24 protein-coding genes and 1 pseudogene are annotated in these 25,855 nt (G+C 64.5%); 12 read left to right on the top strand and 13 right to left on the bottom strand.

Translation table 11 applies throughout. The features are described from left to right. Nucleotides 1-8: 8 nt before the first annotated feature. Entirely contained in the window at nt 9-767 is a 759-nt protein-coding gene (locus KBX18_RS02560; RefSeq protein ID WP_255994695.1) for a TSUP family transporter, read from the bottom strand. A 29-nt stretch (nt 768-796) separates the two neighbouring features. Between KBX18_RS02560 and KBX18_RS02555 the strand changes: the two genes are divergently transcribed. After that, entirely contained in the window at nt 797-1,810 is a 1,014-nt protein-coding gene (locus tag KBX18_RS02555) for an AbrB family transcriptional regulator (RefSeq protein ID WP_255994743.1), read from the top strand. Nucleotides 1,811-1,829: 19 nt separating this feature from the next. On the opposite strand, the gene KBX18_RS02550 is transcribed toward KBX18_RS02555, so the two are convergent. Then, nucleotides 1,830-3,509: a DUF885 domain-containing protein gene (locus KBX18_RS02550; RefSeq protein ID WP_255994694.1), complete on the bottom strand. Its 1,680-nt coding sequence runs from the start codon at nt 3,507-3,509 to the stop codon at nt 1,830-1,832. Between the two features lie 55 nt (nt 3,510-3,564). Here KBX18_RS02550 and KBX18_RS02545 point away from each other — a divergent pair, with 55 nt between their 5' ends. Next, nucleotides 3,565-4,356 (top strand): NAD-dependent deacylase, encoded by a 792-nt coding sequence (locus KBX18_RS02545; protein WP_005287480.1) that lies wholly within the window; start codon nt 3,565-3,567, stop codon nt 4,354-4,356. Between the two features lie 30 nt (nt 4,357-4,386). Further along, complete coding sequence (locus KBX18_RS02540; protein WP_255994693.1) at nt 4,387-5,466, top strand: ROK family protein; 1,080 nt, start codon at nt 4,387-4,389, stop codon at nt 5,464-5,466. On the opposite strand, the gene KBX18_RS02535 is transcribed toward KBX18_RS02540, so the two are convergent. The 4 genes from KBX18_RS02535 to amn form a co-directional block, all read right to left on the bottom strand. Beyond that, the gene (locus KBX18_RS02535) at nt 5,422-5,946 is read right to left on the bottom strand and encodes a gamma carbonic anhydrase family protein (RefSeq protein WP_255994692.1); all 525 of its coding nucleotides are present in this window, start codon (nt 5,944-5,946) and stop codon (nt 5,422-5,424) included. The genes KBX18_RS02540 and KBX18_RS02535 overlap by 45 nt on opposite strands. Continuing rightward, nucleotides 5,906-7,267: a glycosyltransferase 87 family protein gene (locus KBX18_RS02530; protein ID WP_255994691.1), complete on the bottom strand. Its 1,362-nt coding sequence runs from the start codon at nt 7,265-7,267 to the stop codon at nt 5,906-5,908. Before KBX18_RS02530 ends, KBX18_RS02535 begins: the two co-directional genes overlap by 41 nt. Nucleotides 7,268-7,392: 125 nt before the next feature. Beyond that, nucleotides 7,393-8,340, bottom strand: a complete 948-nt coding sequence (locus KBX18_RS02525; RefSeq protein WP_255994690.1) for a Sir2 family NAD-dependent protein deacetylase — start codon at nt 8,338-8,340, stop codon at nt 7,393-7,395. Next, entirely contained in the window at nt 8,337-9,758 is a 1,422-nt protein-coding gene (gene amn / locus KBX18_RS02520; RefSeq protein WP_005287494.1) for an AMP nucleosidase, read from the bottom strand. The genes KBX18_RS02525 and amn overlap by 4 nt, the downstream gene beginning before the upstream one ends. A gap of 41 nt (nt 9,759-9,799) precedes the next feature. Here amn and KBX18_RS02515 point away from each other — a divergent pair, with 41 nt between their 5' ends. The 4 genes from KBX18_RS02515 (at nt 9,800) to KBX18_RS02500 (ending at nt 14,800) form a co-directional block, all read left to right on the top strand. Further along, nucleotides 9,800-10,639 (top strand): class A beta-lactamase-related serine hydrolase, encoded by an 840-nt coding sequence (locus KBX18_RS02515; RefSeq protein WP_255994689.1) that lies wholly within the window; start codon nt 9,800-9,802, stop codon nt 10,637-10,639. 8 nt (nt 10,640-10,647) lie between these two features. After that, the gene (locus KBX18_RS02510) at nt 10,648-12,030 is read left to right on the top strand and encodes a M20/M25/M40 family metallo-hydrolase (protein WP_255994688.1); all 1,383 of its coding nucleotides are present in this window, start codon (nt 10,648-10,650) and stop codon (nt 12,028-12,030) included. A gap of 56 nt (nt 12,031-12,086) precedes the next feature. Next, nucleotides 12,087-13,586: a succinic semialdehyde dehydrogenase gene (locus KBX18_RS02505; protein ID WP_255994687.1), complete on the top strand. Its 1,500-nt coding sequence runs from the start codon at nt 12,087-12,089 to the stop codon at nt 13,584-13,586. 281 nt (nt 13,587-13,867) lie between these two features. Next, nucleotides 13,868-14,800 carry a hypothetical protein gene (locus KBX18_RS02500; RefSeq protein ID WP_255994686.1) on the top strand — a complete coding sequence of 311 codons (933 nt, stop codon included), beginning with the start codon at nt 13,868-13,870 and terminating at the stop codon, nt 14,798-14,800. A gap of 183 nt (nt 14,801-14,983) precedes the next feature. Here the strand turns inward: KBX18_RS02500 and KBX18_RS02495 are convergent, their stop codons facing one another. Next, nucleotides 14,984-16,201 (bottom strand): alpha-amylase family protein, encoded by a 1,218-nt coding sequence (locus KBX18_RS02495; RefSeq protein WP_255994685.1) that lies wholly within the window; start codon nt 16,199-16,201, stop codon nt 14,984-14,986. Between the two features lie 43 nt (nt 16,202-16,244). Here KBX18_RS02495 and KBX18_RS02490 point away from each other — a divergent pair, with 43 nt between their 5' ends. From KBX18_RS02490 to KBX18_RS02480, 3 genes are read left to right on the top strand one after another with little or no spacing between them, the layout of a single operon-like run. Continuing rightward, nucleotides 16,245-16,826: a TetR/AcrR family transcriptional regulator gene (locus KBX18_RS02490; RefSeq protein WP_255994684.1), complete on the top strand. Its 582-nt coding sequence runs from the start codon at nt 16,245-16,247 to the stop codon at nt 16,824-16,826. A gap of 52 nt (nt 16,827-16,878) precedes the next feature. Next, nucleotides 16,879-17,100 carry a helix-turn-helix transcriptional regulator gene (locus KBX18_RS02485; RefSeq protein ID WP_005287509.1) on the top strand — a complete coding sequence of 74 codons (222 nt, stop codon included), beginning with the start codon at nt 16,879-16,881 and terminating at the stop codon, nt 17,098-17,100. A gap of 2 nt (nt 17,101-17,102) precedes the next feature. Further along, nucleotides 17,103-17,579, top strand: a complete 477-nt coding sequence (locus tag KBX18_RS02480) for a hypothetical protein (RefSeq protein WP_005287512.1) — start codon at nt 17,103-17,105, stop codon at nt 17,577-17,579. A 464-nt stretch (nt 17,580-18,043) separates the two neighbouring features. Here KBX18_RS02480 and KBX18_RS02475 read toward each other — a convergent pair. Next, a pseudogene (locus tag KBX18_RS02475) lies at nt 18,044-19,261 on the bottom strand (glutaminase); the annotation flags it as partial. Between the two features lie 62 nt (nt 19,262-19,323). Between KBX18_RS02475 and KBX18_RS02470 the strand changes: the two are divergent. After that, complete coding sequence (locus KBX18_RS02470) at nt 19,324-19,467, top strand: SDR family NAD(P)-dependent oxidoreductase (protein WP_005287518.1); 144 nt, start codon at nt 19,324-19,326, stop codon at nt 19,465-19,467. A gap of 14 nt (nt 19,468-19,481) precedes the next feature. Here the strand turns inward: KBX18_RS02470 and KBX18_RS02465 are convergent, their stop codons facing one another. From KBX18_RS02465 to KBX18_RS02445, 5 genes are all read right to left on the bottom strand, one after another. Continuing rightward, complete coding sequence (locus KBX18_RS02465) at nt 19,482-20,129, bottom strand: MIP/aquaporin family protein (RefSeq protein ID WP_005287521.1); 648 nt, start codon at nt 20,127-20,129, stop codon at nt 19,482-19,484. A gap of 123 nt (nt 20,130-20,252) precedes the next feature. Beyond that, nucleotides 20,253-22,487 carry a copper-translocating P-type ATPase gene (locus KBX18_RS02460; RefSeq protein ID WP_255994683.1) on the bottom strand — a complete coding sequence of 745 codons (2,235 nt, stop codon included), beginning with the start codon at nt 22,485-22,487 and terminating at the stop codon, nt 20,253-20,255. A gap of 51 nt (nt 22,488-22,538) precedes the next feature. Continuing rightward, a complete protein-coding gene (locus KBX18_RS02455; protein WP_255994682.1) occupies nt 22,539-22,865 on the bottom strand; it encodes a heavy-metal-associated domain-containing protein in 327 nt (108 codons plus the stop codon). A gap of 109 nt (nt 22,866-22,974) precedes the next feature. Next, a complete protein-coding gene (locus KBX18_RS02450) occupies nt 22,975-24,102 on the bottom strand; it encodes a cell wall metabolism sensor histidine kinase WalK (protein WP_255994681.1) in 1,128 nt (375 codons plus the stop codon). After that, entirely contained in the window at nt 24,099-24,821 is a 723-nt protein-coding gene (locus KBX18_RS02445) for a response regulator transcription factor (RefSeq protein ID WP_255994680.1), read from the bottom strand. Before KBX18_RS02445 ends, KBX18_RS02450 begins: the two co-directional genes overlap by 4 nt. A 404-nt stretch (nt 24,822-25,225) precedes the next feature. Here KBX18_RS02445 and KBX18_RS02440 point away from each other — a divergent pair, with 404 nt between their 5' ends. After that, nucleotides 25,226-25,801 (top strand): CueP family metal-binding protein, encoded by a 576-nt coding sequence (locus tag KBX18_RS02440; RefSeq protein WP_255994679.1) that lies wholly within the window; start codon nt 25,226-25,228, stop codon nt 25,799-25,801. Nucleotides 25,802-25,855: the final 54 nt, after the last annotated feature.

The following is a 25,855-nucleotide window of genomic DNA, read 5'->3' as shown; positions in this document are numbered from 1 at the left end:
GTGGCCCGCTACGCGATCTGCTGGTAAATCAAATAGCCAGAAAGCACCACCACGAGGGCCAGCAAGGCGTAGCGGACCAGCCGCGCCCCGCCACCGAGGACGGTGCGGGCACCGATCTGCGCGCCGACGATATTCGCGGCCGCTAAGGCGAGCGCCAGCGGCCAGTCCACGAACCCGGCCGAGATGAACACCACCAGCGCACCCACGTTGGTGGCGGTGTTGACCACCTTCGCCATCGCGGCCGAGCGCAGAAAGTCTTGGGCGAATAACGCCGTGAAACCCATGATGAGGAACATGCCGGTGCCGGGGCCGAAAATGCCGTCGTAAAACCCAATTGCCGCCACCAGGCACGCGCCCAACACGACGCGGCGGCGCGTCAAGATCGGGTTCGCCGACGCCGTCCCGAACGACGGGTTGAATGCCACGAACACCCCCACGGTCAGAAGAAGGGTGATGATGAGGGGGCGGAGGATGGAAGCGTCGATAAGCGAGGCGAACGCCGCGCCGCACCCTGAGAGTAACCCCGCAATGAGCGCGTAACCCCAGATATGCCGCGGCGCGCCTACGCGACGGACCAGCGTGACCGCCGCCGTGCCCGTGCCGGAGACCGACGCGATCTTGTTCGTCGCCAACACCGCCGCCGGCGGGAGCGACGTGCCGGCCATGAGCGCCGGAATGAGAATCAGCCCTCCCCCGCCGATGACCGCGTCCACCCAGCCCGCGAGCGCAGCGGCGAGAACGAGAACGACAGTCACGGGGAGTAGCATAGCGCGACGTGAAGCAGTGGCAGCGGTGGATGATCGTCGCCCCGGCGTCCGTGGCGCTGGGGCTGCTGCTCGCGCACTGGGATGTGCCGGCGGCATGGATCCTCGCCGCGATCATCGTCTCCGGGATCTCCGCGCTGGGCACGGGCCGCGAACTGCACGTGAACAAACAGTTCTACGCGTTCTGCCGCGGGATCATCGGCGTGCTCGCCGCCGTGCCGCTAGCCGGGGTGCCACCGCGCGAACTGCTGCACTACCTGGTGCCGGGGTTGGTGTCGGCGGCGGTGATCGTGGGCATCGGGTTCTTCGGCGGGCTCGCATTGGCCGGATACTCCCGCGGGCGGGTCAGCCGCGAAACAGGCGTTTTGTCGATGCTGTCCGGTGGGGCGTCGATCATGCCAGCGCTGGCGAGCGAGCTAGGTGCCGACATGCGCTACGTCGCCCTGACCCAATACCTGCGGCTGCTCGCGGTGTCGATGACGCTGCCGCTCGTCGCCTCCCTGCTGGTCACGCCCGGGGGCGACCATTCCGCGGGTGCGAGCGGACAGTGGTGGATGTGGCTGCTCATCCCCGCGATCTCGGTGGTGGGCAACCGGCTCGGCTCCTGGGCGCGGTTGCCCGCGGCGAGCGTGTTCGGCCCGCTCATTCTCACCGCCGTGCTGGCGGCTGTGTTGCCAGTGCCGATCATCCCGCCCGAGCCGCTGGCCGTGATGGCGTTCATGTCCGTCGGGTGGATCTGCGGCGGCGGCCTGGACGTGCCCGGCCTGAAACGCTTCGCGCAATTGCTGCCCGCCACCATCACGTTCATCGTGGTGGTCATGGCATCCTGCGCAGCCATGGGGTGGGTCGTCTCGCTCTGGCTCGGGATCACCTATTTCGAGGGCTACTTAGCCACGAGCCCCGGCGCCATCGAAACCGTCCTCGCCCTATCTAGCGAAGGCGGCGGCGGGCCGGCCGTGGTGTCATTGCAGCTGATCAGGTTGATCTGCATTCTCGTCTTCGCGGCAGCGCTGCCGAAGATCCTCCGGCGGCTTTCGCGCGGCTAGTTGGCCGGTCAGTAGCTGGCTAATGTCCCAGCACCTGGTGGGCCAACATGTCCATCGGCATGGAACCCAGGCGCAGCGCCTTGTCGTGGAACTCGAGCAGTGTCATGCCCTTCTCACAGGCCTTTTCGCGCAGGTCCATCCAGTCACGGTAGCCGAGCGCGTAGGTGGTGGCTTGTGCCGGCCAGCCCATGTAGCGGTCGAGCTCGAAGGTGAGGTTCAGCTCGTTCATGGCGGTGTTGTCGCGTAAGAACGCCTTGGCGTAGGACACGTCCCAGTTGCCGACACCGTCCGGGGTCTTCTTGTGCAGATGCACACCAATGTCGACAGCGACGCGAGCCAGGCGCAGGCGCAGGGAATCAAGAAGGCCCATGCGGTAGCCCGGGTCCTCGAAGAAACCGAGCTCCTCCATCATGCGCTCCGCGTAGACGGCCCATCCCTCACCGTGGGCGGCGTTCCAGTTCAAGGTGCGACGCCACAGGTTGAGGGTGTTGCGCTGCGTCATGGCAATCCCCTGCTGCACGTGGTGGCCGGGCACGCCCTCGTGGCAGATGCGGGCCAGCTGCTGCCAGGCGTGGAAGCACTCTTGACCTTCCGGCACCGACCAGGACAGGATGCCGGGGCGCAACAGGTCCTCTGACGGAGGGGTGTAGCGCAGGCCGCCGCCGAGGTTCTCGTCGACGCGGCAGTCAAGCGTCTTGATCTCCTCTGGCAGGGTGAACATCGTGCCGTCGAGCTGGGAGATCAGCCGGTCGCTCATCGCCTGCATCCAATCGACCAGAGCAACGTCGTCGTTGACGGTGTAGTCGGGGTCTTCGTCGAGACGTCGATAAGCGCTGCGCGCCGTGCACTCGCCGTACAGTTCGTCCGCGACCTTCTGCTGGCGTTCGACCAGCTCAGCGAGGGTCTCCAGCGACCAGTCGTACGCCTCGTCCAAGTCAACGGTGCGGCCGAGGAAAAACTGGGAGAACAGCTCGTAGCGCTCGCGGCCCACCGCGTCGGTGTGCGCGGCCAGCGGGGCGAGCTCCAAAGAGAGCCAGTCCGCCATCTCCGCGAACGCCTCCTTCGCCTGGCGCACCGGCTCGGCATCAGCCTCGAGGCCGAGCTCCTCGAACATCGAGCCGTCTTCGGCCAGCGCCTCGCACTGGCTAATCACGGCATCGATCTGGCGCTGGGAGGCGACATCACCCTGGCTCGCCGCCTCCGCCAAGGACTCGCGGTAGCCCGCCAGCGAGTAACGCACCTGGCCCAGGCGGGAGGCGATGTTGTCGAAGTCCTCATCTGTCACCTTCGGCATGATGGTGAAGGCGTTGCGGATGACCTGCACCGGCGAGGTAATATTGTTGAGCATCCGCAGGTCCTCCCCGCGGTGGTGCAACTCCAGCTCGACGGCCATCCGGTCGCGCAAGATAGCGCCGGTGACGTAATCGACTCCATCGAAGTCATCGTCATCGTCGGAGTCGTCGGTGCCGTCGTTCAGCGCGTCGACGTCGGCGATCAAGTCGCGGATGCGGTCAGCAATGGCGTGCCAGTGCTCGGGGCTGAAGTCCTGCAACCCGTGGTCGTGACCGGGAATGCCGATCTCGGTGGCCACCGTAGGTGAAAGCTCCGCGAGGTCGTAGACGAAGTCTTCACACGTCGCGTCGAGGAGCGAGGGTTGGCGGTCGCTCTCCGCAGAACCAACCGAGATGGATGAACTCATAGACGCAGAGTCTAACCCTTCAAGGCACTTTGCACGTAACGGTACAGTGGGGCCCATGGACGGACTCGAATATGCACGTCAGCTTGTCGGGGACGCGAAACGGGTGGAAGTCTTTACCGGTGCTGGCATGTCCGCCGACAGTGGCATCGCCACCTACCGCGATGCCGTTACGGGGGTGTGGGAAAACGTCGACCCGCAGGCAATGGCTTCGATCGATGCCTGGGCACGCGACCCTGAACCCATGTGGGCCTGGTACCTCTGGCGCGCCCGCCTGGCCAGCCGCGCCGAACCGAACGCCGGGCACCTCGCTATCGCTGAATGGGGCCGCCGCGAGGGAGTGCGGGTCACTGTGACCACGCAGAACATCGATAATCTGCATGAACGCGCCGTGCTTGTCAACAGCACCCCTGACGGCCCAAACAACCCGGACGATATCGTGCACCTGCACGGCTCCCTGTTCGAGTTCCGCTGCTCCATCTGTTCGCGGCCGTATAAGGGGGAGATTGAGCTGCCGGAAGAGCCCGTCGAAAAGCTCACGCCTCCTTCGTGCCCGCTGTGCGGGAACCTGGTGCGTCCGGGGGTGGTGTGGTTCGGTGAGCCGTTGCCCCCGAAGGAGTGGGACGAGGCGGAGCGGCGCATGGTTGAGGCGGACTTGGTCGTCATCGTGGGCACATCCGGGGTGGTGTTTCCGGCGGCCGGGTTACCGCTGCTCGCGCATGAATTGGGGACTCCCATTATTGAGGTCACCCCAATGCATACCGAGCTGTCTAGAATTTCAAATGTAACTTTGGTTGACACGGCAGCAAAAGCCCTGCCAGAGCTGTTACGGGGGCCTCGATTAGACTAGCCGGTCTAGTTCCGTTCTATGATGGAAACTATGAAATCCTCGTGGTCCGCGTTCTCGCGCCCCCACAACCCGACGGCGAAATGCTTGCACATGGTGCGGTTGAGTCCCGTGACGTCCCGCAGTGAGCTCGTCACGGCGACGGGGCTGTCCCAGCCGACCGTCACGCGCGCCATCGCGGCGCTCATGAGCGCCGGATATGTGACAGAGCGGGCGGACCTATCGAAGTCGAAAGGCCGCGGCCGCCCGATCATTCCGCTCGAGCTGAGCGACACGCACCCCGTCCACGCCGGGATTTCGGTGGGTACGGCGGCCACGTACATCGCGCTGTTCGACATCAAAGGCCGCACCATCCGCGACACAGACGTGGAGATCGATGTCGCCAGCATCAGCCAGGACGATTTCATCCAGCACATCATGGCGGGGTTGAACCGGCTCATGGCGGATCTTGACCGCCCGCTGGCCACCGTCGGGGTGACCACGTCCGGCTCAGTCAGCCCGCAAGGCGCGGTCACAGCGCCGAACCTCGGCTGGCACGACGCTCCGTTCGCCGCCCAGCTGCGCGAACAGTTCTCCGTCCCGGTCACCGTGACCTCGGCCGTCGCTGCCATTATCGGCTCCGAGATCCAGTCTGACCAGCACCCGGGCAGCGGCTCCATCATGGCGATTTTCGCCGACGACTCCATCGGCGCTGCCGTCACCGAAGACAAAGGCGTGCTGCCCATCGCGGTCGACCGCGAGGACCTGACCACGCACGGGCTGCTCGAGCGCATTGAGGAGCCCACCAGCTCGCTTATCGACGCTGTATCCCACGCCTCGTCCAACTCCTCCACCCGACAGACCCTTGACGAGAGGGCTGAGGAGCTGGGCGCCGTCGCGGCGGACTTGATGGCGCAGCATGACGCCTCCACGTTGGTCGTCGCTGGCAGCGCGTTTATCGACGACCCCCACGCCCCCGCCGTCTTCGCCCGCACCGTCCGGGCGAACCTGCCGGATGGGGCGGCCGCCAGCTTGCGGATGATCCCCACGCACCGCGAAATGGTGCGCGACATCGCCCGCGCGGTCGCGCTAGACCTCGTGCTCCGTGAGCCCCTCAGCGTGACGACGGCCTAGGTCCGCGTACATGGCGGCGTGATTGACCAGCCCGGCCTTTTCGTCGTCGGAAAGCTCGCGGCGCACTTTCGCTGGAACTCCCGCGGCGAGCGAGCCGTCGGGAATTTCTGCCCCTTCGAGCACGACAGCGCCGCCGCCGATGATGCAGCCTGAGCCGATCTTCGAGTAGGCCAGCACCGTCGCCCCCATGCCGACCATCGTGCCGTTTCCGACTTCTTCACCGTGAACCATGGCCATGTGGCCGACAGTGACATCGTCGCCGAGCACGGTCGTTGTGCCGGTCTGGACGTGAATGACGCTGTTGTCCTGGACGTTCGTGCGGGCACCGATGCGGATGCCGCCAACGTCACCGCGGATGACCACGCCCGGGAAGATCGCCGCGTCCTCCCCGATCACCACGTCGCCGATGATGGTCGCCTCCGGCGCCACAAACGCCGATTCAGCGATGACCGGTGTTGTGCCCTCGAAGCTGTAGATCATGCTCCTCCACTGTAGTGACAGTGGAGCCGTCAGCGCCTGCGCCTGCGTCTGCGTCTGCGCCTGGGGAGCGAGTCGCGGCACGGTCGGCGGGTACGCGGCCGTAGCGCTTTTCCTGCAACAGGTAGTACCCCACCGTGCCGAGCATCATGATCAGTGCCCCAGCAACGTAGCGGAGCATGTGGAAGCGTTCAGACAGTTGCAGCGGCGTGGAGCTTTCGTCCGCGAGCCACCCCGTTGCCACGTTCGTTGCGCAGTACGGCAGGATGACCAGCAACAACGCCGCAACCGAGAGCACGCCCGCGGCCTGCCAGCGCACCGGATTGTTCTGCGCGTAACCGGCGCCGGCGCGGTTGGCTGCGACGAACACAGCGATGCCGAACGGCACGAGCCACACCCAGTGGTGGTACCAGCTGAACGGGGACACCATGCACGCACCGATGCCGGTCAGTCCGACCGCTGCCGGGATGTTGTCGTGCTTGACGCACAGCCACAACGTCCAGACGAGCAGGACCATCATGGCGACGACGATCGCCGCCCACACCGCGGTGGAATCTACCCCGTAGACGCGGATCAGGATGGAGCGCAGCGACTGCGCCCCCGGGTTGGTGTGCACGCCGACGCGCTCGGAATCGAACGCCGCCCGCGTCCAGAACACGTGCGCATCTGGGACGGTGAGGTACCCGACGACCACTGTGACCAGGAACGTCACAAAGCTGATCAGGGCATCGAGCCAACGCAGTTGCACAAGAAACAGCAGTCCGAAAAACGCCGGGGTGAGCTTGATGCCCGCGGCCAGACCCACCCCGATACCCGGTAGGCGGTACTTAGTCGGCAGGAAGTCGAGGCAGACGAGCACCATGAGCATGACATTGATCTGCCCCCAGAACATCGTGGCGTGCAGCGGTTCGGCCATCAGCACGAACGTGGCGGTCAACAGCGGGATGAGCACAGCGTGCAGCGGCGTGACCTGCACCTTCAACCGTTTCAGGCAAGCCCAGATGACCCACCCGATACCGATGAGGGTGCCAATGTGCCACAACATGGTCACGGTCTCATCGCGCAGCAGGCTCAACCCCGCGAACAGCATGGCGGAAAGCGGCGGGTAAGTGAACGGAAGGTCGTCATAGATCGGGGCGTCGTAGACATTGACCCCGTCGAGCACCCGCTCGCCACCGCGGAGGTAAATCCACAAATCCAGTGGAATATCTGTTTCGAAGACACTTGTGCCTTCGAGATGATTGGCCCAGTAACGGTACAGGGCGAAAACAATCACCACGATGAGTGTCACGGCGATGCTTACCCGCCCAGCCAGCTGTTTCACGGTTCAAACGCTACTTGCCCTCGTCGCATAAACCGTGGATTATCTACGCGAGTCCCGAAAAGTCACCACATTTTGAGGGCTGATTCACAGATTCGCCGCACAACCGGCCCGCACTCTGGCCGCACCTAGAGCCCGAGCTCATCCAAAATGCTGTCCAGCGCGTCGCCGACATTGCTGCGCCACAATGTGGTCACTTTCTGATCGGCCCGACCGGGACCACCGTTGACCACCGCGGCCGGCTTCTCCTGCGCGCGTGCGTCAAGCACGAGGCGGTACCCGCTCATCACGGCTAAGGACGTCCCCACCGCAATGAGCGATGTCGACTCCGCCAGCCACTGCCCCGCCTCGGCGCGGCGCTGCCGCGGAACATTCTCCCCGAAGTAGACCACGTCCGGTTTGAGCCGCTGGCCCCCGCAGGCCCCGCACGTCAACATGGTGAACCGCTCCACCGCAGAATCGGGCAACTCCACGTCACCGTCGGGGTTGATCATGCCCTCAGTCACGGTGACGGATTCGAAGTAGCCGGGATTGGCGGCGTCGAGGCGGGCGTCGAAAAGCGTGCGTGTTTCGCGGCGGCCGCAATCGAGGCACACGACGTGCTCCATGTCGCCATGCAGCGCAATGACATTCTGGGAACCCGCCTCGAGGTGAAGCCCGTCGACGTTTTGTGTGACAATGCCGCGGATCAACCCGGCGCGCTCCAGCTCCACTAGCGCGAAATGGGCACGGTTTGGGTGAGCGGCGCGCATGTAGCGCATGCCCACGAAGGCGCGGGCCCAGTAGCGGCGCACCGCAGCCGGCGAATGGGCGAATTCCTGGTACGTCATCGGGCGGCCCTTGGACAACCGGCCACCGGGCGAACGGTAGTCGGGAATGCCGGACTCCGTGGACATGCCAGCGCCGGTGAGGATGAGGGCGGGGCCGCGGTTGAGCATGCGGGCAATCTCCGCGAGTGCCTGCTCGGGCGGAGTTGGCTGCGCTGTTTCATGCACGACGCGCTCGATGGAGCGGATCGCGCTGCGGTGAGCGAGCTCGACAGCAGGGTCGTTGAACTCCGGGTCGTGAAAAGTCACCGGAACGGGACCTCACCCTGCGCACGGCGCAGTTTGCGGGTACGCAGGCGCTCAGGGTGCTCGGCGAGGCGTTCCATCGCGCGGACAGCGCACATCACGTGGGCTTCCTTCGAGTTGGAGTAGAAGGCCTGCGCCGCAGCCGGCAGCTTCGGCACGGCGTGCAGCGGCAAGTCGGACACGGCGAGCAGTGCGCCGTAGGGAACGCGGTAGCGGTACCCGTTCGCCGCGATGGTGCAGGACTCCATATCCACGGCCACCGCGGTGGAGTGCCGCAACCAATCCCACAGCTCGCGCGGGGTCTGCCACTCCCAGTTGCGGTCGTCCGTGGACAGCACCGTGCCGGTGCGCATGAGGGACTGCTCCTCCTCGCCGTAAATCTTCTTCACCGATTTCTCTAGCGTGCGCTGGATCTCCGGCACGGCGGGAATGGGAAGCTCAGACTTGATGTGGTTCTGCAGCACGTGGTCGCGGCGCTCGTAGGCGTTGCCCAGAATAAGGTCGCCGATGCGCATGCGGGCATCCAAGCCGGCGCAGTGGCCGATCATGATCCAGCACTCGGGGCGCAGAACAGCGAGGCAGTCCGTCACCGTCTTCGCGTTCGACGGGCCCACGCCGATGTTGATCATGGTCACGCCGGAGTTATCCTCGGCGGCCAAGTCGAAGCGCGGCATCTGGTAGCGCGAAGCCAAGTCCATGGCCAGTTGGTCGATGTCGGCGACATCCCCGCGCGTGATCGTGCGCCCGTTCGGCAGAATCAGCGCCGAGTAACGGGTCTCCTCCCCCGCGAGCTGCGACAACCCGAATTTCACGAACTCACGCGTGTGCATCTCGTAGTTGGTGAACAGGATGAACCGCTGCACCGAATCGACCTCGATGCCGGTGTAGTGCTCGATCCGCGCGCACGCGATGTCGAAGCGTTGCGGCCCGAAGTGGAACAGGGGTTTCTCCGGTCCGTGAAAGGCATCCCAGTCGCCGTCGATGATGGCATCGTGGACGTCGTCAAGCGTCGGCCGCGGAATGACGGTGCCGGACCGTGAGCGCCGCGCTTCATTGATGCCTTCGAGCCCGCGGATGTACTCCGGCGGAATGCCCACGTCGGAATAGCCGACGGCGATCTCGCAGTCGTAGTTGATCACCAAGCACTGCAGCTGGTGGCGCAAATAGCGGGCCATTATGTCCGGCCGCGACAGCACCGCCGAGTACACGCCAGCTTCATCGACATAGCCGAACGGCTGCGAGCGGTCGACGGGGTGCCACTCTTTGACCTCCACGGCGATCTTCGGGTACTTCACGCCCTCATAGCGCGCAACGTCACCGGAATCGAGGCTTTCGCGGGCGAGGAGGCACGATGCGCGATACAGCTCAATGAGCTTATCAACGGCTTCCTCAACACTGCCTACGACCTCAAGATCACCCATGTCTGTTAACCCTACTGAAAAGGGGCTACAGTATCAGTCTTGTGAAGCGTCCCACGCCGACTGCGGCACTGCTGTTATCCACGTGTCTCGCTTTCCCGCTGGGGCTTAGTTCCTGCGGAAACAAGCCTGAGGATGCTCCTCCCGTCACACCCGGACCGGCCCCTGCGCCACAGCACCTGGACCTCGACGACATGGCTGAGGCCGTCGCCGCCATCGAGGAAGATACAGGCACCCAGGCAGGCATTTCGCTTTTCGACGGCACCACCGACGCCTCCGCAGGCTCCGTCGGCATGCTACCCGCCTGGTCAACCATCAAAATCCCGATCGCTGTGGCCGCGCAAGACTACTGTTCCTACGACGAGGAAACACTTGCGGAGCTGACATCCGCCTCCATCGAATACTCCGACAACGACGCAGCCTCAAGCCTGTGGTCGTGCTTGGGCTCCGACGACGAAGCCAGCCAGCTCGTCGGCGAAGAGATCGCCAAAGGCGGAATGTCCGTCCAGGTGGGACCGTATTTTGGAACGACCGTGTGGCCCGTTCCCGCCCAGGCCCGCTATGCCCGCCACCTGGCCTCCCTGCCGGAGGACCACCCCGTGATCGACGAGATGCACAAGATCAACCCGGAGCACTCTTACGGCCTCGGGCGCATTGCCGACATGCCCTTCAAGGGCGGCTGGTCTGATGCCGACGACGGCTCCTGGCACTCCCGCCAAATGGGCTTTACCACCATCGGCGACACCACCTACGGCATCGCTATTGCGGCCCGCTCACTTGACGGCTCGGAAGAAGACTGCCAGAACGCGTTGGATAAGCTCGCACAATACATTCTGGATTCCAGTCCGACCGGCACCCTCACCCAAAGCCCGAAGGAGCACTGACACCGCCAATGACAGACCGCACCCCCACCGACCTGACCGACACCACCGTCGACCTGCTGCAGCAGCTCATCCGCAACACCTGCGTGAACGACCTAACGGCAGACTCCGGCCAGGAGGTGCGCAACGCCGAAACCCTCGAGGCTTTCTTCGCGGAGGCTCTCGGGGAGGACTCCTCGGTCGTGTCCGTGCGCCGCTTCGAGCCGCACCCGGGCCGCGTCTCCGTCGCCTTCACCATTGAGGGCTCCGACCCGTCCGCCGAGCCGCTCACCCTCCTCGGCCACACCGACGTCGTCCCTGTCGACGAACCGAAGTGGACCAAGGACCCCTTCGGCGCCGAGCTTATCGACGGCCGCATCTACGGCCGCGGTGCCATGGACATGCTCTTCATTACCGCAGCGATGGCCGCCGTCACCCGCGAAGTCGCTATTGAGGCGCAGGCAGGCAACCCGCCGCGCGGCACCCTGACCTTCGTCGGCTGCGCCGATGAGGAAGCCCGTGGCGGCCTGGGTGCCGGCTGGATCTCCCAGAACGAGCCCGAGGCCTTCAGCTGGCGCAACTGCCTGTCCGAGACAGCAGGATCGCACTTGCCGGTGGTTGGCGATGGTGACGCGATCGTTGTCGTCGTCGGTGAGAAAGGCGCAGCTCAGCGCCGCCTGACCGTGCATGGCGACGCGGGCCACGGCTCCGCACCCTACGGCCGCGAGATGACCGTCGGGCTGATCGGCGAAGTGGCGCGCCGGCTGGCCGCGCTCGAGCCCGACGTCGTTTCCGACGAGCTGTGGCAGGGCTACGTCCGCGCGTTCCGCTTCGACCCCGAGACCGAAGCACAACTGCTGCGCGGCGAGAACTACGAGGCCTTGGGCGACCTGGCCCGTTACTCCCACGCGATGAGCCACCTAGCTGCCTCCCCCACCGTGCTGCGCGCCGGCGGCGCTATTAATGTGCTGCCGTCGACCGCGTACCTCGAACTAGATATTCGCCCGCTGCCGGGACAGACCCAGGAGGAAATCGACGAGCTGCTGCGGAACGCCTTGGGTGACCTCGCTGACCGCGTCACCATCGAACACCTCATCACCGAAGATGCCACGGTGTCGCCGACGGAGGGCCCGCTCTACGACGCTATCGTCGATACGCTTGACGAGTTCTTCCCCGGCGTCCCCGTCGTACCCACCATCGCCGCAGGAGGCTCCGACCTGCGCTTTGGTCGGCGCCTCGGCGGAGTCGGCTACGGGTTCGCGCTGCACGCCCGCGAGCGCAGTTTCGGCGAAGTCCTCGACCAGCTGCACTCCCACGACGAGTACATTGACGTGGAAGACGTCGCCCTAACTGCGGCGGCATACCGCTCGTTGGTGCGCAGGTTTGTCGGGGTGGGCGGAGACGTCGCTAAGTAATTTTTTGGCGCAAACTACCTGTACCGTCGCCGCCAGGTGCACTAGATTTGGGGGTTATGACGACGAGCGTGAACAACAACACGACCATCACCATTAAAAACCCCGCCGACGGCACGATCGTGGGCACCACCAACTACTACGGCGCCGACACGGCACTCGAAGCCGTCGAGCGCGCCCGCGCCAAGCAGCCCGAATGGGCCGCCACCGCAGTCAAAGAGCGCAAGAAAATCATGCTGCGCTACCACGACCTCGTGCTCAAGCACCAAAAGGAACTCCTGGACATCATCCAGGACGAAAACGGCAAAAACCGCCGCGCCGCCTTCGAAGAAGTGCTGGACAACGCGCTGACCGCGCGCCACTACGCCTACCGCGCGGAGAAACTGCTCTCCCCGGACCGCGCGAAGGTCGCCCTGCCAATCGCGACGAAAACGCAGGTGCAGCACGCGCCCGTCGGCGTGGTCGGCATCATCGCGCCCTGGAACTACCCGCTCGTCCTGGCCATTTCTGACGCGATCCCGGCGATCATGGCGGGCAACACCGTCGTGCTCAAGCCGGACTCGTCGACCCCGATGACCTCCCTGCGCGCCGCCGAACTGCTTGCTGAAGCCGGCCTGCCCAAAGATGTGCTGACCGTCGTGCCTGGTTCCGGCCGTGAGGTGGGTCAGGCGCTAGTCAACTCGGTCGACTACCTCATGTTCACCGGCTCCTCCGACACCGGCGCGAAGCTCGCCTCCCAGGCTGGCGAGCGACTCATCGGCTTCTCCGGTGAGCTCGGCGGCAAGAACCCGCTCATCGTCACCTCCGACGCCGACGTGGACAAGGTCGTCTCCGGCGTGCGCCACGCCTGCTTCTCCAACACCGGCCAGCTGTGCATTTCTATCGAGCGCATCTACGTCCACCGCGACGTGGCCGACAAGTTCATCCCGGCGTTTGTGCGCTGCGTCGAGAAGATGCGCATCGGCCCAGGCCACGACTGGGATATCGACATGGGTTCGCTGATTTCTTCCGACCAGGCCGACACCGTCGCTTCGTTCGTTGAGGATGCCGTGTCCAAGGGCGCAACCGTGGCCACCGGCGGCAAGCGCCTGCCCGACCTCGGTGAGAACTTCTACGCCCCCACCGTGTTGCTCAATGTGCCCGAAGACGCACGCCTCCACCGCGAAGAGGTCTTCGGCCCCGTCGTCTACATCGAGGTTGTGGACTCGCACGAAGAAGCCATCCGCCGCGCCAACGACACCGAATACGGCCTGAACGCGTCCGTGTGGGGCAGACCCGCGACAGCCCGCGAGATCGCGAGCCAGCTCGAAGCCGGCACCGTGAACATCAACGAAGGGTACGCCGCAGGCTGGTCCTCCATCGGTGCGCCCATGGGCGGTTGGAAGCGCTCCGGTGTGGGCCGCCGCCACGGTGACGACGGCCTGCTCAAGTTCACCGAAGCCCGCACCGTCGCTGAACAGCGCATCGTCTCCATCGCCGGGCCAGACGGGCTGGCCCCCGAGAAGTGGGCCAACTTGCTCACCATGGCGCTGAAGTACGGGCGCGACGTGCTGCGGTAAGTGGTTTGGGGCCCTGCGGTGAGGCAGGGCCCGCGTGGGCGGGCGGGCGTTCAGCGGCGCCTGCGGAAAAGTTGACAAACTGGATTTCGGTCTAGAAACAAACGCGCTGGTCATAGCCTTTTGGGTGTCTGAACTTGGTTCTAGTTTGTAAACTTTTCCGCACTCCCAGCCGAAGGGAGGGAACCGAACGAACAGTTACCGCAGTCCAACAGGACATGAGAAACCCGCGCTACCCCTCTTCGCTCAGAGACCAACCCCTGCACGCTTTCAATGGGATGGATGTGTCTTCCGCCGTTCGCCGGGGGTTCCGTGAACCCGGCGAGGGCCTGACCGTCACATCCACCTACGCGATCGACCCAACTCTCGGTCGCCCGCTCGACTTGGCTGAATCGCAGTCGTGGGACCACCCCCGTCGAATTGTTTACCGGGCCCCTGCCGCTGCCCGAGCACTCGCCATGGCATTGGAACGGCCCAATCATTCGATATCCGGGCTCAGCGCACTAGCCGTTTTCGGTCTCCCATTCTTCGCTGACCACTGCGACACGACCCTCGCGGGTCCGGTTCGCACGAAACAGGCGGCCACCGCTTTCACCCCGCACGTTTCTCATCTCAGCGGGACCGTGCCGTGGATCGTGACGTACCGCGGACTTGACGTTCGGATCTCACCGCCCGCGGATGCGGTCGTCGAGGCTATTCGCCATATCCGTTCTGGCCTGCATTCATGGCGGGTCCTGCACGTCGAGGGATTGACAGCGGTTGAGGTGCGGTGCATTCAAGTGCTCGACATGGCTCGTCGTCATCTCGGTGTCAGACTCGAGGATGTTGTCGATGCAGCGGCACGCAGATTAAACAGGCGGTGGCTCGCCCTTTTGATTGGCCATTCCAGCCGGTTCGCCGATTCCCCGAAGGAGACCGAGATGCGGTTGCTAAGCGTCGCTGTGTGCAAAGAGCTGCAGGTTTTCCTCGTAGAGCAGCTTCCGCTTTACGACGAATCCCGCCTCATCACCGTCTTCGACCTCGCTCTCCCTGATCTGAAGATTGCCTTGATGTACGACGGTGAGCACCACCTCGAACGGACCCAAAGGGATAAGGACTCGCGCATAGGCATCGAATGCGCTCTCCGCGGATGGCTAGTGATCAGGGTGACAGCAGGCACCCTCGCCGATATCCCGCAACACTTGAGGGATGCCGTGCGTTCGAGAATGGCTGCCTAGAACAGCCGCCGAATCGGCAGGGCCGAGCTAAGTCTCGAGGGCACGGGCTCGACGACAATGGAGCCTGCGGAAAAGTTGACAAACTCGATTTCTGCCTAGGAACAAAGCACCAGGTCAGGGCGTTTTCGCGATACGGATCGATCCCAAGCTTGTCAACTTTTCCGCAGTGGCGACGCCCGGGGTCTAAGCTGCCCACTCGTAGAGGGTCTCACCGGTCTCCCCGTGCTCGCACGCACGGATGCGCACACCGGGGGCCGGCTGCAACCACACGTCGACCTGGAGCTCGGTGGGGCCGGCGGAACCCGAGTCGATGTCAGCATTGGGGCCCGCGCTCACGCGGTAGCTAATGGTCTCATTGGTCTTGTCCAGCACCTCAATGGACGCGCGGGTGAGCCACGGGTGGCGGCGGCGCAGCCCAACGAGGGCTTGGTGCTCGTTGAAGATCCATGAACCCAGCGGCGACAGATCAGAAGGGTTGGCGGGGAGGGCGGGGCGGACGGAGTCGTCGGCGGTCCAGCCTTCCCCGCGGATGCCTTCGAAGCCCTGCTCGTCGCCGTAGTAGATGGAGGGCATGCCGGGCAGTGTCATCAAGATGGCCAGCGCGACGATGGCCTTGTCCTGGCCGATCTTGCTCGAGATGCGGTCAACGTCGTGGTTGCCCACGAAGGTGTTGGCCACCATTGATTCGCTCACGGTCGTATGGCGGGAAAGGGCGTGGTCGAGTTCCCAGAAGTTCTCGTCGTAAAGCGAGCTCCAGATGGCTTTCCACAGTTCGTACTGGGTGACCGAATCGAGAGTGCCGGAAGACGCGATCTGCGCGTAGTCGCCGTGGATGACCTCGCCTAGGAACAGAGCGTCGGGGTAGTCGGCGCGCACCCGCGCGAGCACGTCGGCCCAGAAGGCGGGTGGGACGGAGTAGGCGACATCGAGACGCCAACCGGCGATGCCGCGCGCGAGCCAGAACTTCATGATGTCAGCGACCATGTCGCGGACGCGCTCGTCATCGTGGTGGAGGGTGGCCAGCTCGTCGTGGCCTTCCCAGGAAGTCGAGCCTGCCAGACCAGCGGCGACGGCGGGGTGCGTGGCGGCGACATGGTTGAACACGCCGTCGAGCATGACCTTGATGCCGCGTTCGCGACACGCAGACATGAGCCAATCGAAGTCCTCGTTCGTGCCCAGGCGCGCGTCGACGCGGTAGTGGTCGAGGGTGTCGTAGCCATGCCCCACGGACTCGAAAATCGGGGCGAGTAGCAGGCCGTCGCAGCCGAGCTCAATGAGGTAGTCGAGCCACGGTTCAAGCTCACGCAGACGCGGCGCGGCATCGTCGCCGGCGCGGTCGCGGATGGGCGCACCGAGTGCGCCGAGCGGGTAGACGTGCCACCAGATCGTGTTCTCCAGCATGGGACTCCTTTCCTACTGAGCGCCACTCAGTATAGTGGTTTTCATGACACGCACGCGGCTCAGCGTCGCAGAACGACGCCACACGCTTATCGATGTCGCCAGCCCCCTGTTCGCCTCCTCCAGCTACTCCGAGGTATCCACCCAGGACATAGCCCAGGCCGCGGGCGTCTCGGTCGGGTTGATTTTCCACCACTTCGGCTCGAAGGCGGGACTGTACGCGGCTGTGGTTGCCCAGCGGGAAGAGGAGCTGGATGCGGCGGTAGCGGAGGCGGTCGAGGGGCTGCCACCGAATACGTCGACACGCGACAAGGTCCGGGCGGCGGCTCAGGTCTACCTCGATCACGTTGCCGCTCACCCGCTGGCGTGGGCGGCGGTGGTGCGTGGGGATACGCCGCAGGAGGTCCAGTTTGTGAGGATTGAGGGGCGGGATACGGGCGTCGATAAGCTGCGGGCGCTGGTGGGCGCGGACGGTGAACGCGCAGCTGTCGCTGTATCCGGGTTCTTCGGATTCGTGGAGGCTGTGTGCCTCGATTGGGCGGATGCGGGATGCCCGGAGGATGCACGGCGGCCGATCATCGATGCAGCGTTGGGCGCGTTGGAGGGCGCGCTCGGCGACTGGGGTTAGCAGTTTGTAAAGTTTCCTTGACATTCTGAATGGGATTATTTACGGTTAGAAAATGTCGCGCGACATAGATCCACACCCGAACATGGTCCGCCAATGGCGGCGCTGGCACGAGCTTTCGCAAGCCGAGCTTGCCCAACGCGTCGGTGTCTCCCGGCAGACCGTAGCCAACATCGAAAAAGGAAACTATTCCCCTTCGGTTCACCTGGCGCTCGACATTTGCCGCGAACTCGGCAAAACGGTTGAGGAAGTCTTCGGTGACCAGCAAAGGAGCTGACCATGAACATCGGCGACACCATCCTGGCCAAGACAGAGAAGATGCTTGGCGACGAATACGAAACCCGCACTTACCACCAAGCCTCCACCATCGCACTGGCCCTGCTGCCCACCTTCGCGCTGATCGCCGGCGCTATGCTCGCTTGGGTGCTGCCCGGCACACATGCGATGTGGTCGTTGCTCATCGTCATCCCGCTGATCGGGCCGAACCTCATCTTCACGCAATGGTTGAAGTCCCGCGCCGCCCGCCCAGCACCGAAGCTCAAAGACGGGCTGTGGGGGCTGGCAATAGTGAACCTCACGCTGTGCTTTGTCATGCTGTTCGGCATCGCGTACAACGTCTCGGACCCGTCCTTGGCGCGCGGGTTGTACACCGGCGGGATCATCGGCACCGTCTTCGCCGTGATCGCCGTGCCAGCGATGCTGCGCAAACAGCGTGAGCGCGACGAGGAGCGCCTCAACGCGGAACTCGAAGACTAGCTGGGCTCGCTGGGCTCAGCCCCAGCCGCATCTTCTGCCGCGCGTGAATTCCCGGCGCGGCGGTTGATGTACGGCTGGAGGCGCTTACCAATCCGGTCGCGCCAGTCCTGCACCCGCTCCTCATAGTGCCTGTCGTGGGGTTTCAGGCCGCGGTGGGTGACGTGGACGGTGGTGGAGCCGTCCTCTTCGCGGTCAAAGTCGAAGATGATGTCGGAGTCGCGCCAGTCCTCGTCCTCGCCATCCTCGTCGGTGGTTTCGGAGTGCCACACGAGGCGCTCGCCGTCATCGGCCTGCTCGACGGTGAAGTAACCGGTGCCGTCGTCGGACTCGATGGAGAAGGACTCGCCCTTTTCATCGGCATTGCCTTCGACAGAATCTTCGGTGTCCTCCCACCACTGCTTCGGGTCCGACACCACGGTGTAGGCATCCTCCGGGGACACGTTGACGGTGAAGGATTCGGTGAAGTCCTTGATGGATTCGACACGGGTGCCGTCGGAGAATTCGTAGTCCGGCATGGCGGCTTCCGGGTCGTAGACGGCGACTTCATATCCTTCCTCGCGGAACTGGCGCAGCCCTTCTTTGACCAGGCGGCGGCCGGCCATGTTGAACGATGTCACATGGGTGAAGTCGAGGACGAGCTTGTCGCCGACCAGGTGGCGCTCCACCAGGTCGTGGAGGATCGTCTCGGCGGCGGTGAAGTTGATCATGCCCTGCAGCTCGACCACGTTGGTGTCACCCTGGCGGTGCACGGTGCGGATACCCGGCGCGGAGTAGTAATAAGAACCCATCATGTGCAGACCGAGGGTCTCCGACATGCGCTGGAAAATCTCTACACCGCGCACGGAGTTGCCTTCCTCGTTCAGCCGCGGGCTTAACGACGCCGCACCAAGCTGGCCCGGCAGCGTCCCGATCAACCCGCCCGACACACCGGACTTCGCGGGGATACCCACGCGGCTCATCCAGCGGCCCGAACCGTCGTACATGCCGGCAGACGCCATGACGGCCTGTGTGAGCCGGCACGCCCGCGCAGAGAGCACCCTCTCCCCCGTCACCGGCTGCAATCCACCGTTGGCCAATGTCGCCGCCATGATAGCCAGGTCTTTCACGTTCACCATGATCGAGCACTGGCGGATGTAACTGGCCACGACTTCTTCCACGTCGCCCTTGATCATCCCGTACTCGCGGAGCATGTGCCCCAGGGCGAGGTTGCGGTCGGCGCTGGAGAGTTCGGCGCGGGCGAGGTTGTCGTCGAGAAGCAATTCGCGTCCCGCGAGCTTGCTGAATTCGCGCAAAACAACCCCGTCACCGGCGACAAGCTCGTTGACCACGATCGCACCGGCGTTGATCAGCGGGTTGGCGGGACGGTGCGTGTCATCCAGCGACAGCTCATTGAACGCCTCGCCCGACGGTTCCACGCCGACGTACTTATGGACCTCTTCCGGACCGACCATGTCCAGTGAAAGCGCGTACACGAACGGCTTCGAGATGGACTGGATGGAGAATTCATACTCGTCATCCCCCACCGAATACAGGTTGCCGCTGCGGGTGCACAGCGCGAGCGCGAGCTTGTCCGGGTCAGCGTCGCGCAACGTCTCGATGTAGTCGGCGTTGTTGCCCTCTTTGTTGTCGCGCACCTCGTCGAGGATCGCGTTCAAGTAGGTCGGGATGGGGGTCGCAGGCATGCGGTCCAGTGTAACGCCCGAACCCACAAACACGTGAGGTTGTTTCCTCTAGGATACGACCCATGAACGCAGAGCAGAATGCGCAGAAGTACGCCATCGTGACGGGTGCCGCATCCGGCATTGGCAAGGAAGTCGCTCGCCAACTTGCCGACGACGGATGGCACGTCGCCATCACCGACATCAACGCCGATGGACGCGAAAGGTGAGCTTTCCGCCAGTCTTAGGCCTGCAGGTCGTGCTCGACATCAGCCGGGCTGAGAACGCGGAACGCGAGCGCCGCCAAGGCTGCACCGACCAGCGGCGCGAGAATGTAGAGCCACACGTTGTCCCACGCGAAGTTGCCGTTGACGCACAGCCCAATTGCCACGGCCGGATTGAACCCGCCGCCGGAGATGGGGCCGACAGCGAAGGCACCGGTCATCACGGTGGCACCGATGGCCAGGCCAAAGAAGGAGTTACCGTCGGTCTCTTTGGAGGTGGCCACATTCAGCACGACCCACACGAGGATGAAGGTGAACACGGCCTCTACAACAAAGGCCGGCAGAGACTGGATCTGCGCAGCCTCGACCGGATCAGAGATGACGGCACGGGTCAGCAGGGCGCCAAGGATGCCGCCGACGATCTGAGCAGCCCAGTAGATGAGCATCTCGGTGGCGGTCATAGCACCCCGAATCCAGGCACCGAGGGACACAGCCGGGTTCACGTGTCCACCGGAGATGTGGCCGGTGGAGTACACCAGCACCATCAGTGCCATACCAATGGCTACGGGCGCGAAGTTGTCGGCAGCGGCGACAGCGGTGATGATGGTGAAGACGAACAGCAGGGTGGCCAGAGCCTCCGCGAGCGCCTTGCGTGCAATATCGTTCATGGAGTTTGTCTTTCTTGCTCGAGACAGGCCCGGCGTTTGGCTACGTGCCGGACACATGACGTTGCAAGCATATACAAAAGGAGAAACCCGCTGTTAATTTAACAGCGGGTCAACCTCGAAGGGTTAGCGACCGTTGGTCACGGGAGAGGCGGACCTGGCAGGGGCCTCCTGTCGATCGGTGGGGGCTAGGTGGGCCGGGTCCAGATTGATCCGGCGGAGCAACTGGGCGTTGAGCGCCACCACAATCGTCGACAGGGACATCAACACTGCACCCGCCGCCGGGGAGAGCACCACCCCGATGGGGGCGAGCACGCCGGCGGCCAGCGGCACGGCGAGGATGTTGTAGCCAGAGGCCCAGATGAGGTTCTGGATCATCTTGCGGTAGCTGGCCTGCGAGAGCTCAATCATCGACAGCACTGCCCGCGGGTCATCACTGGCCAGAACCACTCCGGCGGATTCCATCGCCACATCCGTGCCGGCCCCGATGGCGATACCGACCTCCGCGCGGGTCAGAGCGGGGGCGTCGTTGACACCGTCGCCGACCATGGCCACGCTCAGGCCACGCTCCTGTAACTGGGTGACCTTGGTGTCCTTGTCCTGGGGCAGGACCTCGGCGAAGACCTCATCGATCCCCAGGTCCTGGCCAACCGCCTGGGCCACCTGCTGCGCGTCGCCGGTGATCATCGCGACCTTGACCCCGCGGTCCTGCAGGGCTTTCACGGCGGCGCGGGATTCGGGGCGGACCGTATCCTCGACGGCCAGGGCACCGATGATCTGTCCGTCCTGGACCACGTGGAGGACTCCGGCCCCGCGTTGAGTCCACTCCCCAGTCTGCTCTTCGAGCACACCGGGGTTGGTCAGGTTGAATTCGCGGAGCATGTTCGGCCCGCCGACGAGGATCTCGGAGCCATCAACGGTGGCGCGCACGCCCCGGCCGGAGGCCGCGGTAAAACCGGTGCCGCGCAGCACCATTCGTGAGGCCTCGGGGTGCTCACCCGCGGCGGTAACAATGGCGCGTGCGACGGGGTGCTCGCTGTCAGCCTCGGCCGCCGCCGCAATAGCCAGCAGCTCGCCCTCGGTGATGCCCTCGACAGCTGCGACACCGGTGACACCGTGGGCACCCTCAGTCAGGGTGCCGGTCTTGTCGAACAGGACCACATCGACGGTGCGCATCCGCTCCAGTGCCATCCGATCCTTGATCAACACCCCGGACTTGGCCGCCCGCTCGGTGGAGATCGCAATCACCAACGGAATCGCCAATCCCAGGGCGTGCGGACAAGCGATGACCAGCACCGTGACCGTGCGCACCACGGCATCGTCCGGACTGCCGATGATGGTCCACACCACCGCGGTGATCAGAGCGGAGATCAGCGCGAACCAGAACAACAACGCCGCCGCCCGATCCGCCAGGGCCTGGGCCCGGGAGGAGGACTCCTGGGCGTCGGCAACCATGCGTTGGATCCCGGCCAGAGCGGTGTCCCCGCCGGTAGCCTCCACCCGGATGCGGACGGTGTTGTCGGTGGCCACGGTACCGGCGACCACCTTGTCACCGGTGTCGCGGAAGACAGGTCGGGATTCGCCGGTGATCATCGCCTCGTCGAATTCAGCCGCTCCGTCGATGATCGTGCCATCCGCCGGTACCCGGGCCCCGGCCCTCACCAGCACCACGTCATCGACGCTGAGCTCCGAAATGGCCACGGTGCGGGTGGTCCCGTCGATGACTTTCTCGGCCTCATCCGGCAGCAGGGCAGCCAGCGCGTCAAGCGCGGAGGACGCGGCCCCGAGAGCGCGCATCTCCAGCCAGTGGCCCAGCAGCATGATGGTCACCAGCAGGGCCAGCTCCCACCAGAAGTCCAGGTCAAAACCGCCCAGCCCCAGAGTGGTGACCCAGGAGGCGACAAACGCCACGGTGATGGCCATGGCGATCAGGAGCATCATCCCGGGTTTGCGGGATTTCAGTTCTTTCCATCCGCCTTTGAGGAAAGGCGTTCCGCCGTAGACAAAAATGACGGTGCCGAGAACCGGGGGAATCCAGGATGAGCCCGGGAATTCGGGGAGGTGGTAGCCGAGCAGTTCAGCGACCATCGGGCTGAAAATAACGACGGGAATGGACAGAATCAGCGACCACCAGAAACGCTGCCTGAACATCGCCGTGCTATGGCCGGCGTGTTCGCCGTGACCATGAACGTGGTGGTCTTCGTCCAGGGCGGAGTGCGGGTGATCGTGGGGCATCGCCTGGCCGTGGGTGTCGGCATCTGCGTGGTGTTCGTGGCTGGCATGATCCGGGTGGTGGGTGTGGTCTGTTTCCGGAGTGGGGTGATCACCATGGTGATCGCCGGAATGGTGGAGAGTGCTCATGGCGTTCCTTCCGCTCAACCCGGTCGGGGTCGAGATGATGGGTAAAACTGATCAGGATAAGACGGTGTAGCCGGCCTCCTCGATGGCCCGGCGAACCATCTCCGGAGGTACGACACCGGTGACCGTGACGGTGGAAACACCACCAGCAGCGAGATCAATCTGGACGTCGTCGACCTGGGGGAGGGCCTGAAGGGCCTGGGTCACGCTTTTCGCGCAGTGCCCGCAGGTCAGGCCGGTGACATAGTAGCTAGGGGAGGCCCCTCCTGCTGAGGAATCGCTGGCGGCAGGGGTGGAGGCGGTGTCGGCACGTGAGGCAGGTCCGCAACAGCTGCAGCCGTGGGAGACCATCGGCAAGAGGCGGGGCGGCGAGGTGATCATGGGAAAGCTCCTACGGGTCGGTGGGATGCGGTAACGCTCGCTAGCATATACCCCCCCGGGGTACATTTTCAAGGGGTGGAGGGCACGGCCCTCACGGGGCAGGGTGTGGTCACCGAGCAGCCTCCTCACTGTCGGGAGGGGACAGCGGGAGGCGGAGGGTGAACACCGCTCCGTGACCGGCTCCGGGTGAGGTGGCGGTTAAGGTGCCGCCGTGAGCTTCGATCAGAGCACGGGAGATGGTCAGGCCGATGCCGGCCCCACCCTTGTCCCGGCTCCGGGCGGCATCCCCCCGGTAGAAGCGTTCGAAGATGTGCTCGAGCTGGTCGGGCGGGATGCCGTCGCCGGTGTCGGTGATATCAATGAGCGTGGCGGAAGCCCCCTGTTGGCGGACGATGACCTGGACCCGTCCACCGGTTGGGGTGTGCCGCAGGGCGTTGGACAGCAGGTTGCCCATCACCTGGCCGAAGCGTTGCCGGTCCACCATTACCCGGGCGGTGTCGTGGCCAGCCTCGATGTGTAGACCGACGCCTTTGTCGGCGTAGGCTTCCCCCGCGGCGGCGGCCGCGACGTGGAGCAGTTCATCGAGTCCTTCCTCGGCTAGGTCCAGATCAATGCGGTCTTCCTGGGCCCGGGAGACATCGTCGATATCCTCGATCAGCCGGGTCAAGCGGGTGAGTTGGTCGGACATGATCCGGTGGGTGGACAGGTCCCAGTCCACGACACCGTCCTGGAGGCCATCGAAGTAGACCGCGAGGACCGACAAGGGGGTGCCCATTTCGTGGGCCAGGTCCGAGAGCATTTGGCGGCGGACCTGTTCGGTGTGTTCCATCCGATTAGCCATGGTGTTGAAGGCTTGTGCCAGCGTGCTCACCTCCGGGCCGGCGTTCCCCGCGGGGACGCGTACCCGGTAGTTGCCACCGGCGACGGAGGCGGCCGCGCGCGTCAGGCCCTGCAGGGGAGTGCGCAGCCGACGAGACAACCACAGGCTGGCCAGTAGGGTGCTGATCAATGCGGTGGGCAGGGCCACGGCCAGGGTGATCAGGTTGGCGTCCCGGTAGGCCTGCTCGGCGTGAAACAACTCCAGCGAGGGATCTTCCCGGCCGATCATCAGCATATGGTCGTGGAACAGGGCCGGGCCTACGATTGTGGCTACGGTCGCGGCCACCAACAGGCTGATCACCACGACCGCCACCTGGGCGGCCAGGAAGCGGAAGGTCAGGCCGGGTCCGTGCTTCATGGTTGCCCCACCCGGTAGCCCACTCCACGCACGGTTTCGATGAAGCCCCGCCCCCGGGTATCGGTGCCGAGCTTGCGGCGCAGGTTGCCGATGTGGACATCGACGATGCGCTCGTCCCCCACCCAGGTGGTGTCCCAGACCTCGGTGACCAGGTCGTGGCGGGTGAGCACCTGGCCTGGGCGCAGGGCCAGGGTGACCAGCAGCTCGAACTCCGTGCGGGTGAGATCCACGACCACCTCCCCCACCTGCACCTTGTGGGCGGCGGGGTCAATGGTGAGCTCACCGACGACAAACGGGGCGGTAACCTGCGGCGGGATGGTGCTGGTGCGGGGGCGGCGTAGCACCGCATGCACCCGGGTCACCAGTTCCCGGATGCCGAAGGGTTTGGTGATGTAGTCATCGGCCCCCAGGGTCAAACCGGTGATCTTGTCGTCCTCGGTGCCGCGGGCGGTGAGCATGAGAATGTAGCAGTCCGAGAAGGTGCGGATCCGTCCGCACACCTCTAGACCGTCGAGTTCGGGCAGACCCAGATCCAACACAACAACATCGGGGGAAAAGCGACGGGCCTCGTCCACGGCCTGAGTTCCCGTGTAGGCCTGACGAGCCTCGAAGCCTGCCCGGATGAGGTAGGTGGCCACCATCTGGGCCAGGGGTTGTTCATCGTCGACCACCAGCACCCGCCCCGGGGGCGTGGCGATGGTCAGTGCGCGGTCATCCATAGGATCCAGTATGGTCCCGGCCAGGGGTGATGCCATCCTCGCTCGGTGCTCGCCGAGGACATCTTCATTAAATCTTCAAAAACAACCCCTGGATCGCTCTCGTTTCTGTGTCCCCTCACAGACCAAGAATGTTGCCTTCACCGGTGGGGGAAGCAGGTGCTACCAGGGGTTGGGCGCCCCGCGCCAGATACCGGGGGCGGGGTAGCAGGACAGCAACCCGTGGTGGGGCGGGCCAGTTCAGGTGTGACCCAGCCCACCGATCGCGCCCCCTTTTCACCGTATTTCAAGGCTGCGAGCAGGGTTTTTGGTTTTCCGGCCGGCCGGCGGACGTGCTAGAGAAAGATGAAGCACCGACGCATAAGCGGTGCCCTATCACGGTCTAACCACGACCCAAGGAGATTGACGTGAAACGAGCAGCGATCGCAGCCGCCGCCCTCGCCCTGACCCTCACCGGATGCTCAGCCCCCGACTCGGAGCCCGCTGTCACCGCGGAAGTGAGCCAGGATAAGTTCTTGACCGCCCACGGTCTGGCCGCCATGGACGCGGTGGAGATCATTGATCACCTCGACCGGCAGAAGGTCACTGAGCGTCCTACGGATCTGATCGCCTCAGTGCGTGCCAATGAACTGCTGCTCTCGGATGAGAACCAGGAGGTGGCTCTCGACCTGCCCCAGGACCTGACCTACGTCTCGATTGCCCCATATGTGACCCAGACCCATGACTGCTTTTACCACAGTCTGACCACCTGCCTGGGTGAACTGCGCAATGCGCCCGTCCAGGTCACGGTCACCGATGAGACCACCGGGGAGGTCCTGATCGACGAGCAAACCACCACGTTCGACAACGGGTTTATTGGCTTCTGGCTTCCCGATGATGCCACCGGCCTGATTGAGGTCAGCTACCAGGGGCGTACCGGCACCACGGAGTTTTCCACCACCGCTGACGGCGCAACGTGTGTCACAGACCTGCGCCTGACGTGATGGCTCAGCAGGGTCCTCACCTGCGCCTGTCTCCCGTATCACTGAAATCTTACA

The organism is Corynebacterium sp. CCUG 69979 (genome assembly GCF_024454095.1).
Lineage (GTDB): Bacteria > Actinomycetota > Actinomycetes > Mycobacteriales > Mycobacteriaceae > Corynebacterium > Corynebacterium genitalium.
This window is presented reverse-complemented; position numbering and strand designations above follow the sequence as displayed.